The following is a 13,387-nucleotide window of genomic DNA, read 5'->3' as shown; positions in this document are numbered from 1 at the left end:
GCGCTCGCCGCTCCGTTTCCATACAATGGCCTCCCCATTCCCATGTCTAGGACACAGACCCCACATACTCGGCGCCAGCCGCGCAGTCCCTACCACCCCATGTATTGGCCCACCTGGGTCGGCATTGCTCTGTTTCGGTTGCTGTCCTGGCTTCCCTACCGGTCACAACTGGCGTTTGGACGACAGTGTGGACGGTTGTTGCATGGCCTGCTCACCAAGCGGCGGGAGATCGTGCGGGTCAACCTGAAGCTCTGTTTCCCCGGACAGACGCCGGATGAACGGAACGCGGTTGCGTTGCACTGTTTCGAGTCCATGGGAATGGGAGTGTTGGAAATCGCGATGGCCTGGTGGGCAAAGGACCCTCGGGAGCATTGCGAATATACGATCAAGGGGTTGGACCATCTTCGGGAGGCGCTCCAGGCCGGGCGAGGGGTATTGCTCTGCGGGGCACATTTACATTCGGCCGAACTGGCCGGACGATTTATGGCCCTGGAGCAACCAGTCGCCATCGTCTATCGGCCCCAAAACGATATCGTGGCGGACATGATCGCCAATCGCTGCCGGAGCCGATACTATTCAGACCTGATTCAACACCGTGATATGCGGGGCATCCTCCGCGCGTTGGCGAGAAATCAGGTGGTTTGGTACGCCCCGGACATCGACGCGGGTACCAAGCGCAGTGTCTTTGCTCCGTTCTTCGGGGTGCCGGCCGCATCATTGACTGCCACCTCCAGACTGGCCAAGGTCAGTGGCGCGGCGGTGGTTCCCTGTTTCTACTATCGACGAGCTGATGGATCCGGGTATGACATCGAAGTCGGGCAGGCCTTGGATCAGTTTCCGTCGGGAGAAATGATCGAGGATGCCACACGGATCAATCGCTTGATTGAAGATGCCGTTCGTCGGGTGCCGGAGCAATATTTCTGGCAACATCGCCGCTTCAAGAGTCGTCCTCCCGGTGAGCCGCCGCTCTACAGGCGGTAGGGAGTACCGCAGGTCCCGACTGAGCCTGCAGCGAGGCTCACCGGCGAGACGCTGGTGAATTCTCGCGAAGTACTCGGCGACTGCTCCCTCCTGCGATATACTGACCCTGCTGCATCTTACAGACGATCGCATCATCCGTTCCGTTATGGATCAATCCGACAAGCTTGCCCCCGCTCAGAAGGAGTTGCGTCAGCATCAACGGCGTCTGGCGCCGCCTGGTTGCCTGCTCTCCTTCGCACCGTTTGCCCCGACCACCAGTTTTAATGGTGATGTGGAGGGCGAGGGCGTGATTCTTAACCTCTCGCCAGGTGGCTGCAAAATCACCAGCGACGTGGGCGTGAAGGTGGGGGATGCGATGTCGCTCATTTTGCTGTTGCCGGGAGAGTCGTCGCCTACCGCTGTGGATCTGGCGTTGGTGCGTTGGGGGGGCGATGCCTGTTTTGGTGTGGAGTTCGTGTCCATGGGAACGGTCGAACAGGCTCGCTTGCGTCAATTCGTGGCGGTCGCTTCCGTTGGGGGCTTGTAGGCCGCAGGATTCGGCAGTGAGAGGGGAGGGGTGCGTGGAACAGACGAACACGCTGCGCAAGTCTCGTCGGGTCGCTACCGATTGTCGCCTGGAGTTTATCGGGGAGGATGAGGTCGACGGGGTAGCGGAAATGCTCGATGTGTCCTTCACCGGCTGTATGGCACGATCGGAGCATGTCATGCCACCTGGTTTTCGCCTGCGGCTCTCGCTGTTCCTTACGGACGGGCTGGAGTGGCCGGTCCGCGTGGACGAGGCGGTGGTCCGATGGGCGCGCGGGGGCGAGGTCGGAATCGAGTTTGTGGTGATGCGCCCTCCGCAACTCCACCGCATCCAGCAGTTCGTCATCAAGCATCGGCCCGTCTCGTAACCCTTCATCGAGATGTGCTCCCTCTTTCTTCCGCGTCCATTGTTCAGATCCTGATCAGGTCGCAGATCCCATATCTCACCCGTCCGCCTCGTGACGCCTGCCGGGGCTGGCCTCGTTGCTTTACGTGTGGTGCTTCCCTACAATTTCGCCGTGACGCCAGGCGCGGACGCAAGGCGCTCGGTGCATGCTGCGACGTGGGGGAGGCCGCGCACACCCGATGATCGAGTGGGTAGGACGGAAGACCATAGCCGGATATGCCTACCTGGCGGCGTTGGCCACGCTTTTCACACAAGCGGTATTGGATCTGGTATCACCGGCGCGACAGGGGCGGCGGGAAACGCTGCGGGTGTTGATCCGTCAGATTCTCTTCACGGGTGTCGACGCGCTGCCCGTGACCAGCGTCATTGCGCTCTTGCTCGGCATCATCATTGTGACGCAGGCCGGGACACAGCTTCCCAAGCTCGGGGCTGGCGGACTGGTGGGCAGCATCATCGTGGTCACGGTGATTCGGGAGCTCGGTCCCTTGATCACCGCCTTCATCGTCGTCGGGCGATCGGGCACGGCCATCGCGACCGAACTGGGCAACATGTCGGTGACGCGGGAAGTGGTCGCGCTCCGACTCATGGGAATTCCCATCAGCCAATTCGTCATTATGCCTCGTATGGTCGGCATGGTGCTCTCGATGCTGTGCCTGACGTTCTACTTTGACGTCGTGGCGGTGTTCGGCGGATACCTGGTCGCCGACGCGCAACTGACGATTCCTTTTTCTGCATTCGTCGAAAGTGTTACTCGGGCGTTGTCGACGACCGACTTGTTGATGACGGCGATCAAGGGGTTCGGATTCGGATCAGCCGTCGCGGCGGTCTGTTGTTACCATGGCCTAGCGGTGCGGTCTTCCTATACGGAAGTGCCGCAACAAACGACCCGGGCGATGATCAATTCGTTCGTGTTGTGTCTGCTGGTGGATGTTGTCGTGACGGTGCCGCTCTATTTATGAGCGAGACAGCCATCAGCTTTGCGCAGGTTCGAGCGCCTCTTGCCGGGAGCACGTCCTGCTTGCAACTGGACCTACAGATCACGGCGGGTCAGTTCGTTGCGCTGGTGGGGCCGAGTCGCTCGGGGAAAAGCCTGACCATCGAGTTGGCGGCAGGCCTCTTGCCGCCGCAATCCGGGAAGGTGATGGTCTTAGGACAGGATTGGAGTGCTGTTGAGGAGGCAGGCGACGGCCCGGTACGGCTTCGGGTGGGGGCCGTGCTGCAACAGCCGGGGTTGCTGAGCAACATGACCCTCTTCAACAATGTGCTCTTACCGCTGCGGTATCATCGAGGGGCGATGCCGGATCGTCAACGAGAGCAGGTGGTGATGGCGCAGTTGGAACGATTGGGATTGGCCTCGTTGCGGGACCGCTTTCCCGCTGAGCTCAATCAAGGGGAGATTCGCCGTGGGGCCATTGCGCGGTCGTTGATGTTAGAGCCGGACGTCCTGCTATTGGACGATCCCGTGGCAGGGCTGGATGCGGACATGGTGTTGGTCCTGAAACAGTATGTCGAAGCACGACGGCAGCAGCAACCCTTGACGGTGGTGGCGGCGTTGCGTTCGTTTTCGCCCTTCATCGAAGGCGCGGATCGACTGGTCGTGTTGCAGGACGGGCGGGTGGAGGCCGACGGCAGTCTGGAGTCGGTGGGCAGGACGGTCCCTCCCGCGCTACGACGATATGTGGAGTAGGCGGCTCCGGATCACGCTGTGGTCGCGGGGGTGAAAGAGGAGCGATATGCATTATTCACATCAGCTGTCGAGCGGGCGACTGGCACAGATCGTCGGAACTTTTGTGGTGATCCCCCTGCTGATTCTGGCAGGGGCGGGGTTCTGGATGTCGCGGGCTGAACATCTCTTTGAACCGAAGTATTCGCTCAAGGCGAGTCTCAGCAAATCCTATGGTCTGGAGCCTGGAGCGCCGGTGGTCGTCTCGGGCATTTCGATCGGGCGGGTCAAGCGGGTGGATTTGAACGATCGCGGAACCGTCGATGTGACGCTGCAGCTGTTGACTCGATACCAAAACATGGTGAAGGACAATTCAGATTTACGGGTTACCAAGAGCGGTGTAGTGGTCGGGCAGACGCAAGTCGATATTGGGATGGGGACGGCCAACAGCCCGCCGTTGGCTGATGGTGCGACGATTCGAGCCGTGGAGCCGAGGGACATCGGTGATCTGCTCAACGAGGTCGAGCCGGTGTTGATGGCGGTCAAGCAAACGTTACTTCGGGTGGAAACCATCACGCAGGATGTGCAAGGCGGGCTCAAAGCCGGCGGGAAGGCACTTGAGCAGGTGGCCGTGGCGACCCAGGATTTGCCCTCGGTGGTGGCATCGGTTCAGCGGACGATCGCCTCGGTCGAGCAAACGGCGACCGCACTGCCGACCATGACCGGCTCCATCAAGCGAACCTTGAGTGTGGTGGATCGAGTGACCGCGGACGTGCAGCAGGCCACCGGCCGTCTACCGGCTATCCTGAATAGTGCCGAATCCACGTTGGCAAGCGTAAAGCGCCTCTCGGATTCCGTGGATGAGGTGAGTCAGGAATTGATCCCCGTCATTCGGACGGCCGAAGGCACCTTAACCGAGGTCTCGACTCTGGTACGCGGCGCGAAGCAGACGTTCCCTTTCAACCGGTTTGCAGAGAACGCCGGGCCGGCACCGAAGTCGTCACCGGTGCGACCCCAGATGGGAACTCAGAGCTTGAGAGGAGATCAACTGCGTCGATGAGATCGCGACGGGAAGGGTGCCATGCAGGCATGAGCGTCCTGGCGCTCTGCGCCTTGCTGGGATGCGCGACTGCTCAGCCACCTGTGCCTCCCGAACCTCAGCCTGGCCCATGGGCTGCACAGCTTGAGTCTCTGCGGCGGCAGGGCGATCATTGGTTGACACGGGGGGATCGCGCCCGTGCAGCGGAGGCGTATGAGGCGGCGCGTCGCGTGGCGGAAAGTCTCGACGACAGGAGAACCCTCGTCGGCACGCTTAATGATATCGGGCGTGTTGCTCTTGCGCGTGGGGATTCGACTCTCGCGATCACCTCGCATGGGCGGGCGGTAACCCTGGCCCGGGAACTGGGTGCGCCAGACCTCTTACTCGAGAGCGTGACGGCGTTGGGGACGGCAACGCATCAGGCCGGACAGACCGAGGAGGCCGAGCAGTTCTATCAGGAAGCGCTGGAGTTGGCTCAACAGAAGGCGGATCAAGGGGCGGAGGCGACGCTGCGAAACAATCTCGGTTTGCTGCGGCAGGCGAAGGGAGACCTTGAGCAGGCTGCCCAGCAGTTCCGTCACGCCATGGCGTTGAATCAAGCTACCGGCAACCTTGCCTCCGAAGCCAGCAACCACGTGAACCTGGGTATGGTAGCTGAGGCACGCCAGGCCTACGATGCAGCCGAGCAGGAATTTGAACGGGCGTTGGAATTAGATAAGGCCGCGGAACATCGGACTGGGATTGCCGCAGATCTCTTGCGGTTAGGACGGGTAGCCGACCGCCGAGGATTTCCCGATCGCGGCCTCGCTTTTTTTGAACGCGCCTACCACAGCTATCTTGCGCAAGGTGATCGAGTCGGCGCCGGGGCTGCTCTGACTCAGGCCGTGGCGTGCGCGAAGAAGTTGGGCCGGGAAGCAGATGTTGCGCGATTAGGGCAGGCACTGAGCCAACTGTCCGTGCCTGCTTCCGCGAGGTAGGTCGTATGCCGATCAGAGGCCTGCCGCCTACTTGATGGCGACGGCCTTGACCTCCTTGTAGGTCGTGTGCCCCTGCAGCACCTTCTGAATGCCGTCCTGGACCAGCGTGGTCATCCCATCGTCCATGGCGGCTTTGAGCATTTCATCGGTCTTGGCTTTGTTCTGGATCAACTTCTTCATGTGATCCGTGCCCAGCAACAACTCGTGCAGCGCCACGCGGCCTTTCAGGCCGGTCCGGTTGCAGGCATCACACCCTTTCCCTCGATAGAGTCGAAAGTTGGCATCGAAGGGGACTTTCAGGGTGTTCCAATAGTCAGGGCCATATCCCAGCCGCAATTCCTCATATTCTTCCTTGGACGGTTGATACGCTTCCTTGCACTCTTTGCAGATGCGTCGTGCCAACCGCTGGGCCAGCACGCCCAGCATGGCATCGGCAAAACTGAAGGAGTCGCATCCCATGTCCAACAGACGAGTGATGGTTTCCACCGCGCTGTTCGTGTGCAACGTGCTCAGCACCAAGTGGCCTGTCAGCGAAGCCTCGATGCCGGTATCCGCCGTTTCTTTGTCCCGCATTTCTCCGACCATAATCACGTCCGGGTCTGCGCGGAGGAAGGCGCGCATGGCCGCCGCGAATGTAAATCCGATTTTAGAATGGACCTGTACCTGGCGCAGTCCGTATTGCGTGATTTCGACCGGGTCTTCCGCCGTCCAGATTTTGATGTCCGGCGTGTTGATGTACCCGAGCACGGAGTGCAGCGTGGTGGTTTTTCCGGATCCGGTAGGTCCGACGCAGAGAATGATGCCGTAGGGTTTTTCGGCGATACTCTTAATTTCGCGAAGGTTCCGATCAGAGAACCCCATCTTGTCGACCGGCAACGGCTCGCTCGCAGCGAGGATACGCATGACCACGTCTTCGTTGTAGCCGGCGGTCGGGATGGTGGCGACACGTAGCTCGATTTCCTTGTTCTCACCGATCTTGAATTTGATCTTTCCGTCCTGAGGCTTCCGGCGTTCCGCGATGTCGAGGCTCGCCATGATCTTCAGGCGCGATACGATGGCGCGGCGATAACTCGGCGGAATTTTCATGTACTCGAAGCAGTCGCCGTCGACTCGGAACCGCACGAGGGTATCGCGTTTTTCTCCATAGGGCTCAATATGAATATCTGAAGTCCCTTGCCGGAAGGCGTCGGCGATGATCTGATTGGCGAGACGCACGATGGCGTTGTCGTTCTCATCGAGTCCTGCGCTGGATGCTTCTTCCTGCGCTTCCAGCTGGGACTCGCTGACCAACTCGCCGAGAATGTCGGAGACATTCTCATTCATTTTGTTGCTGACCTCGGGGCCGCCGGTGGTGCTCGTGAGAAAGAGGGCGATGTCGCGGCGCAGACTGACGGCGAAGCGAATATTGAGGCCAGGGAAGGTGCGCTTGATGTCCTGGACGCGATCCAAATCACCGGGATCGTCGGTCAGAATCTCGATCGCGGCGCGGTCCCGCTTCAGGGGCATCCAGTGGTTTTTCTTCAAATAGTCGACGTTGAGATTCTTGAGCAATTCGATATCGACGATGGTCCGTTCGTTGTACTCGATGTAGGGACACTTGTGGAAATTCGCGAGCGATTTGCCGATTTCGGCTTTCGGCACTTTGTATTTCTCAATCAGGAGTGATTCGATGTCCGTCGTGCCCTTCTTCGCTTCGTTGAGGGCGACATCCAGATCCTGTTGTGAAATCTTGCCGTTGGTCAGCAGGTAATCGAATTTTGACGGCGGCTTCTTGGAGGTTTTTCGTAAGGTGTGAAATGCCGTGCCCAGGGCCTTCGCGATTTCCGCGACGCATTCCTCGTCCTTGCGGGTGAATCGTCCGCCGCTCTTCTTGTTGAGAAGCTGGATGACGCCCATGAGATACTTGTTCTCGGCCACGACGGGATAGGTGAGGACCTGTTTGGTCTTGAACCCCGTGTTCTTGTCGTAGGTGGCGTCATGGGTCAGCGCCGGGTGGATCGTAGCAAGCTCCGTCAGGCTATAGGCGTCACCGACATTGACCGGGCGGAGGTACTTGGCGCAGAACCCCGGAAGACTTTGTTCCGTAATCGGTGTGCGGACTTCCTGGACCGTATCGAGGTGGGGAATCTTGGAAAAGATTTCCTTTTTTTCGGAGTCCACGACGAAGAGCGTCAGGTCTTCCGCGTCGAAGCAGCCGAGGATATCGTGGCGGAGATCCAGGAGGATTTGATCGATGTCTGCGGCGGCGAGAATCTGTGCGCTGATCCGCTTGACGTTTTCGGCGTTCCCGGCCTTGAGCGTGGTCTCACTGACACCAGGCAGCGGAGCTTTGGGCTGCATCAAGTTCTCTCCAAACAGGCTGAACGGGGAGCCGAGCGTGGTGTCGGGATTGCGCTGCTGAATTGGGAACCTGCGCCTGGCACGGGTTCCTGGCCGGGCTTCTTCCGTGTGTGTCAGTGTATCGCAACGGCGGGTCAAGGCAAGCAAAAGGCATTTTCTCAAACCTGTCTGCGCCGGCTCGACTTCGCCAGTCAAGCCGAGGTCTGTCGGGGGAGAGCGTAATCAGGGCGGTGATGCGTGGGGGTGGCGGAACAGCTACGATGCGGCTTGTATCAGAGTCGTCAGCGTGGGGAGCGCCTGGTCGGGAGCGATTTTCTTGGTGTCGCCGGTCTGACGGACTTTGAGTTCGACTTGTCCCTGCGCCAACCCTTTTTCTCCGATCACCAGATGGAAGGGAGCGCCGATCAGGTCGGCATCGTTGAATTTCACACCAGCGCGTTCGTCACGGTCATCCCACAGCACCTCGATACCGGATTCCTGCATCGAGCGATAGAGGGAGCTAGCAAGTTGGGTGACCGGCTCAGACTGACTGAGCGGCAGAAGGGTGACGTGAAACGGCGCGATGGGAATCGGCCACTTGATGCCTTTGGCATCGTGATTTTGCTCAACCGATGCGGCCGCCACCCGGCTCACCCCGATGCCGTAACAACCCATGACGGCAAGCTGTTCTTGTCCCTGAGCGTCGAGGAAGGTGGCCTTCATGGCCTGGCTGTATTTCGTGCCTAGCATGAATACATGACCGACCTCGATGCCCTTGGCCGTTTTCAACGTTCCGTCCTGGCGGGGCGAGGGGTCACCGGCCTGGGCATTTCGTAGATCGGCAAAGTGATCGACCGTAAAGTCACGTGCCCAGTTGGCGTCGACGAAGTGAGTGTCGGCCTTGTTGGCTCCCACGACGAAGTTGGCCATGGCTTTCACGGCCCAGTCTGCCAGGACCCGGATGTTTTTCAGCCCGACAGGCCCTGCGTATCCGACCGGGGCGCCGGTCAACTCTGGAACTCGTTCCGGCACGACCAGCTCAACGTCGGTGGCCCCGAGGAGGTGCTTGACCTTGATTTCGTTCACGTCGTGATCGCCCCGAACCAGGACGGCGACGGTGTCTTTCCCTGTAGTGTACAAAAGCGTCTTGACCAGCTGCGTCGGTGCGATCTTGAGGAACTTGGTCACTTCCTCGACCGTCCGTCGGCCCGGCGTCGAGACGGCTGTGAGCGGACGAGGAGCAGGCAACTCGGAGGCATCCGGCGGCAGGACCTCGGCGCGCTCGACGTTGGCGGCGTAGGTGCCTTCTTCGCTGTAGACGATGGTTTCTTCTCCGGTCTCAGCCAGGACCATGAATTCGTGCGAGGATGTCCCGCCGATGAGGCCGGTGTCCGCCTCTACCGGTCTGAACGTGAGCCCGCAGCGGGCGAAGATCCGGTTGTAAGCGTCATACATTTTTTGATAACTCAACCTCGCTCCGGCTTCGTCCCGATCGAAGCTATACGCATCCTTCATGATGAATTCGCGCCCACGCATCAACCCGAAACGGGGCCGGATTTCATCTCGGAACTTGGTTTGGATCTGATAGAAGTTGAGCGGCATTTGGCGATAGGAACGCACCTCGCGACGAAAGAGGTCCGTAATTACCTCCTCGTGCGTCGGACCCAGGCAGAAGTCCCGTTCGTGCCGATCCTTGAAACGCAGGAGTTCCTTGCCATAAAAGTCCCATCGTCCTGTCTCTCGCCACAGTTCCGCTGGGGAGGCGACCGGCATGAGGACTTCCTGGGCCCCGGCGCGGTTCATCTCCTCGCGGACGATCTTCTCGATTTTTCGCAGCACCCGCAGTCCAAGCGGCAGGTAGGTATAGATACCGGCCGCGACCTTTCGAATCATGCCGGCGCGCAGCATGTATCGATGGCTGACGGTTTCAGCTTCGCCTGGATCTTCTCGCAGGGTTGGAATGAGGGTTTCAGAGACGCGCATGTGGGGTTATGGGGAAATCAGCCGCTCGATGTCGTTCCAGAAGGCGAAAATCATGATGCCGACCAGCAGGACCAGTCCCACCTGTTGTGCCAGTTCTCGCTGCCGATCTTCAAGAGGTTTTCGTCGAATCGCCTCGATAAAAAAGAATAACAAGTGACCGCCGTCCAGAATGGGAATGGGAAGCAAGTTCAGAACGCCCAGGTTGATGCTCAGCATGGCCATCAGGAATACCAGGCTCGAGGTCCCCTGTTCCGCAGCATCTCCCGCCGTCTTGGCAATCGTGAGCGGCCCGCCGATATTTTTACGCGAGATGTCGCCCGTAATGATTTTATAGATCCCGACCACCGTGAGTTCAGTCCAGCCCCAGGTCGCTTGAGCTCCTAGCCAGGGCGCCTTCAGCGGTTCGTTGGTCTGGAGAATCGTCTGGTTCTGGGCCGAAATGCCGATTTTCCCCACCTCGGCCGGTTTCCCGTCCACGGTCGCCTTTTCGCCCATGGGAGTCACGGAGACCGTTTGCGCGGACCCGCTCCGTTGAACCTCAAACTGCAAGGCGTGATTCGGATTCTCTCGCACCAGCGCGGTCATTTGGGACCACGTGAAGATGTCATGTCCGTCGATGCGGACCACACGGTCTCCGGCAAGGAGCCCTGCGGCCTGCGCGCGGGATCCGGGAATGACGGCGGTGATGACCGGGGCCCGTTCCTCGATGCCGAGTTGATAGATCGTTACAGGCTTGCCGTTGTCTTGCACGGTCGTTTTATTCGGCGTCACGAGCACGGTCTTGATCTGCTCGCCGCGCGTGAGGTCCAGCGTGAGTTGTTTGCCGTTGCTTTGGGCGATGAATTTCAGCAGCTCCGCATTGGTGGAGATTTCCTTCTCATTCACCCGGATGATGCGATCGCCCGGTTTCAGCCCCGCCTGATCGGCCGGCGAACCGGGAAGCACGGCTTCAATTTCCGGAATGATGTCCTTGAAGCTGGGAACCGGCAGGGTGTAACCGAGGCCGATATAGGCCGTATAAATCAAATAGGCGAGGATGAAGTTGAAAATTGGTCCGGCCGCCACGATCAGGGTTTTGCCCCAGAGCGATTGATGCACAAACGCCCGCCTCTTTTCGTCGGGTGTCAGGGGTTCGTGTTCGTCTTCGCCGAAGAGCTTGACGTAGCCACCGAGGGGGACGATCGAGAGGAGGTATTCGGTTTCACCGATTTGACGGCCGAAGATCTTGGGTCCGAAGCCGAGAGAGAACTTGAGCACCTTCACTCCGACCCAACGTGCGGCCAGGAAATGTCCCATTTCATGAAAGGCGACGAGGACGCCTAATACCACTAGGAATGGAAGCGCCCAGTGGGTCAGCATTGAGACCACGTCAGGGGACCAGGCAAAGGTTGTTCCCACAACAGCACTCCTTGGGTTCAGGGTATTACCGCGTCAAGGCATGGACCAGGGACTCGGCTTTTTCGCGAGCCCACCGATCGGCCTCGAGCGCATCATCCAGGCCGGCGATTGGTCGCGGCGTGTGAGCTTCCATTGTACTCCGAATAATCTCCGGAATATCCAGAAAACGAATTCCATTCTGGAGGAAAGCATCCACGGCTACTTCGTTAGCGGCATTCATTGTGGCCGGCATGGTGCCTCCGATACGTAAGGCATCATATCCGAGCTGCAAACAGGGGAATCGGTCGTGGTCCGGCTTGAAAAACGTCAAGGTGGCGATCTCGGTTAAGTCCAGCGATGGAAGATCCAGCGGCATCCGCTCAGGATATCGCATGGCATAGGAGATCGGGGTTCGCATGTCCGGAAGTCCTAATTGCGCGATCACCGATCGATCTCTATATTCTACCAGAGAATGAATGATGCTCTCCCGGTGGACCAGCACTTCGATCTGCGTCTCCGGAATATCAAAGAGCCACCGGGCTTCGATGACTTCCAACCCCTTGTTCATCAAGGTGGCCGAGTCGATGGTGATCTTTGCGCCCATTTTCCAGTTGGGATGCTGCAACGCGCGCTCGGGCCCCACGTCCTGCAGTTGCTCGCGGGAGAAGTTCCAGAGCGGTCCTCCCGAGGCAGTCAGAATCACGCGCTTGACGTCTTCACGGCGATGCCCTTCCAGTGATTGAAAGATGGCGCTGTGCTCGCTGTCGATGGGAAAAATGCGGACGTCATGTTTCTTGGCTTCCGCTTGCATCAGCGCCCCGGCCATGACCATCGGTTCTTTATTGGCGAGCGCGATTTGTTTGCCGGCTCGTATGGCAGCCAACGTCGGGAGCAGACCGGCCCCGCCGACGATGGCGGAGATCACCAGCTCGGCATCCGGTGATTGCGCCACCCGCGCGACCCCTTCCTGCCCTGCGAATATCTTCACGGGGAGGTCGGAGCAGCGCCCGCGTAACTTCTCTGCCGCGGCCTCGCTGGCAAGTGCCGCGAAGGTCGGACAAAAGCGGCGAATTTGGGCCTCAAGTTTGTCGTCGTTTGAGCCGGCGGTCAGGCCAATGACGCGAAACTCCTCCGGAAACCGATCCACAATGTCGAGCGTGTTCGTGCCGATTGAGCCGGTCGAACCAAGAATGACGATGTTCTTCATAGCGTGCTCCAGAGCAGGCGGACAATCATGCGTTACACGGCCGCGACGATCGCGACATAGTAGTAGAACGCCGGTCCCGTGAACAAGAGGCTATCGAGTCGATCCAGCATCCCGCCATGGCCGGGAATCAGCGCGCCGGAATCTTTGAACCCCGTGCTGCGTTTCATGGCTGACTCTGCGAGGTCGCCGATGAGGCCGGCGATCGTAAGTAGCACGCCGAGCGCGAGGCAATCGACCAACGAGAAGCGCGGCAGAAACCAGACTCGTGCAAGGACGGCTGCTAGGATTGCGAGGGCAAGTCCCCCAGCCAATCCTTCATACGTTTTCTTCGGGCTGACGATCGGCGCGAGCCTGTGCCGCCCCATGGATTTTCCCGCAATGTAGGCGCCGGAGTCTCCAGCCCAGGTCACGAGGACCACGAAAAAAATCAGCATGGCTCCGTCCGGCTGCGCTCTCGTGAGGAGGAGATAGCCGAGCGAGAGGCCGACGTACAAGACGCCCATAATCAGCACCATGCCGTCCTGCAGCGATTCCTTCAAGGGCTTGTCGGAACTCAACGGCATACAGAGGGCCGTGGCCAGGGTTCCCATCAGCACGGTGCGGTCGCTCAAGAACGCGGGCCACTGGGTGCTGCTCAAGAAGAGCCCGGTGGCGGCGATGCCTACCCAGCCCCACCAGGGCCACGCGATAGTGCCAAGATGCAGGCGATAAAACTCTCCCACGGCGAACATACCTGAGACGGCGACCAGCACGAAAAACGCCATTGGTCCCAGGTCGTGCACGAGGAAAATGAAGATCGGAACAAACACCAGTGCCGCCAACACGCGGCGAATCGCTTCCGACGAAGAACGGGGACGCGCATTGTCCTGGGGCGGCGGCATCGTCTCCTCGCACTGGCATGCTCCGGGTT

At 59.6% G+C, this 13,387-nt stretch carries 12 protein-coding genes; 7 read left to right on the top strand and 5 right to left on the bottom strand.

Features of this window, described 5'->3' with window-relative positions; all coding sequences use genetic code 11:
• Positions 1-42: 42 nt before the first annotated feature.
• The 7 genes from lpxL to KJA79_RS19765 all read left to right on the top strand — a co-directional run bounded on the left by lpxL (position 43) and on the right by KJA79_RS19765 (position 5,591).
• Entirely contained in the window at positions 43-981 is a 939-nt protein-coding gene (gene lpxL / locus KJA79_RS19795) for an LpxL/LpxP family Kdo(2)-lipid IV(A) lauroyl/palmitoleoyl acyltransferase (RefSeq protein ID WP_213043822.1), read from the top strand.
• Between the two features lie 145 nt (positions 982-1,126).
• Entirely contained in the window at positions 1,127-1,507 is a 381-nt protein-coding gene (locus KJA79_RS19790; protein ID WP_213043821.1) for a PilZ domain-containing protein, read from the top strand.
• A 34-nt stretch (positions 1,508-1,541) separates the two neighbouring features.
• Positions 1,542-1,874 carry a PilZ domain-containing protein gene (locus KJA79_RS19785; protein WP_213043820.1) on the top strand — a complete coding sequence of 111 codons (333 nt, stop codon included), beginning with the start codon at positions 1,542-1,544 and terminating at the stop codon, positions 1,872-1,874.
• Between the two features lie 184 nt (positions 1,875-2,058).
• Entirely contained in the window at positions 2,059-2,871 is an 813-nt protein-coding gene (locus KJA79_RS19780) for an ABC transporter permease (RefSeq protein WP_213043819.1), read from the top strand.
• A complete protein-coding gene (locus KJA79_RS19775; protein ID WP_213043818.1) occupies positions 2,868-3,599 on the top strand; it encodes an ABC transporter ATP-binding protein in 732 nt (243 codons plus the stop codon). The genes KJA79_RS19780 and KJA79_RS19775 overlap by 4 nt, the downstream gene beginning before the upstream one ends.
• Positions 3,600-3,645: 46 nt before the next feature.
• Positions 3,646-4,635 (top strand): MlaD family protein, encoded by a 990-nt coding sequence (locus tag KJA79_RS19770; RefSeq protein ID WP_213043817.1) that lies wholly within the window; start codon positions 3,646-3,648, stop codon positions 4,633-4,635.
• Positions 4,632-5,591: a tetratricopeptide repeat protein gene (locus KJA79_RS19765; protein ID WP_213043816.1), complete on the top strand. Its 960-nt coding sequence runs from the start codon at positions 4,632-4,634 to the stop codon at positions 5,589-5,591. The genes KJA79_RS19770 and KJA79_RS19765 overlap by 4 nt, the downstream gene beginning before the upstream one ends.
• 27 nt (positions 5,592-5,618) lie before the next feature.
• On the opposite strand, the gene KJA79_RS19760 is transcribed toward KJA79_RS19765, so the two are convergent.
• The 5 genes from KJA79_RS19760 to KJA79_RS19740 all read right to left on the bottom strand — a co-directional run bounded on the left by KJA79_RS19760 (position 5,619) and on the right by KJA79_RS19740 (position 13,358).
• Entirely contained in the window at positions 5,619-7,931 is a 2,313-nt protein-coding gene (locus KJA79_RS19760; RefSeq protein ID WP_213043815.1) for an ATPase, T2SS/T4P/T4SS family, read from the bottom strand.
• A gap of 255 nt (positions 7,932-8,186) precedes the next feature.
• Positions 8,187-9,893, bottom strand: a complete 1,707-nt coding sequence (locus KJA79_RS19755) for a proline--tRNA ligase (protein ID WP_213043814.1) — start codon at positions 9,891-9,893, stop codon at positions 8,187-8,189.
• Between the two features lie 6 nt (positions 9,894-9,899).
• Positions 9,900-11,291, bottom strand: coding sequence for an RIP metalloprotease RseP (rseP, locus tag KJA79_RS19750; protein WP_213043813.1), 1,392 nt, complete (start codon positions 11,289-11,291; stop codon positions 9,900-9,902).
• A 25-nt stretch (positions 11,292-11,316) separates the two neighbouring features.
• On the bottom strand, positions 11,317-12,477 hold the full coding sequence (locus KJA79_RS19745) for a 1-deoxy-D-xylulose-5-phosphate reductoisomerase (protein ID WP_213043812.1): 1,161 nt from the start codon (positions 12,475-12,477) through the stop codon (positions 11,317-11,319).
• Between the two features lie 32 nt (positions 12,478-12,509).
• Positions 12,510-13,358, bottom strand: a complete 849-nt coding sequence (locus KJA79_RS19740; RefSeq protein WP_213043811.1) for a phosphatidate cytidylyltransferase — start codon at positions 13,356-13,358, stop codon at positions 12,510-12,512.
• Positions 13,359-13,387 lie beyond the last annotated feature (29 nt).

It is taken from the genome of Nitrospira defluvii (assembly GCF_905220995.1).
Taxonomy (GTDB): Bacteria; Nitrospirota; Nitrospiria; order Nitrospirales; family Nitrospiraceae; genus Nitrospira_A; species Nitrospira_A defluvii_C.
This window is presented reverse-complemented; position numbering and strand designations above follow the sequence as displayed.

Excerpts from the sequence above, each read along its gene's own strand:
- KJA79_RS19755 (WP_213043814.1), bottom strand. The coding sequence starts at position 9,893 with ATGCGCGTCTCTGAAACCCTCATTCCAACCCTGCGAGAAGATCCAGGC.
- lpxL (WP_213043822.1), top strand. The coding sequence starts at position 43 with ATGTCTAGGACACAGACCCCACATACTCGGCGCCAGCCGCGCAGTCCC.
- KJA79_RS19780 (WP_213043819.1), top strand. The coding sequence starts at position 2,059 with ATGCTGCGACGTGGGGGAGGCCGCGCACACCCGATGATCGAGTGGGTA.
- KJA79_RS19740 (WP_213043811.1), bottom strand. The coding sequence starts at position 13,358 with ATGCCGCCGCCCCAGGACAATGCGCGTCCCCGTTCTTCGTCGGAAGCG.
- KJA79_RS19770 (WP_213043817.1), top strand. The coding sequence starts at position 3,646 with ATGCATTATTCACATCAGCTGTCGAGCGGGCGACTGGCACAGATCGTC.
- KJA79_RS19760 (WP_213043815.1), bottom strand. The coding sequence starts at position 7,931 with ATGCAGCCCAAAGCTCCGCTGCCTGGTGTCAGTGAGACCACGCTCAAG.
- KJA79_RS19790 (WP_213043821.1), top strand. The coding sequence starts at position 1,127 with ATGGATCAATCCGACAAGCTTGCCCCCGCTCAGAAGGAGTTGCGTCAG.
- KJA79_RS19775 (WP_213043818.1), top strand. The coding sequence starts at position 2,868 with ATGAGCGAGACAGCCATCAGCTTTGCGCAGGTTCGAGCGCCTCTTGCC.
- KJA79_RS19765 (WP_213043816.1), top strand. The coding sequence starts at position 4,632 with ATGAGATCGCGACGGGAAGGGTGCCATGCAGGCATGAGCGTCCTGGCG.
- KJA79_RS19745 (WP_213043812.1), bottom strand. The coding sequence starts at position 12,477 with ATGAAGAACATCGTCATTCTTGGTTCGACCGGCTCAATCGGCACGAAC.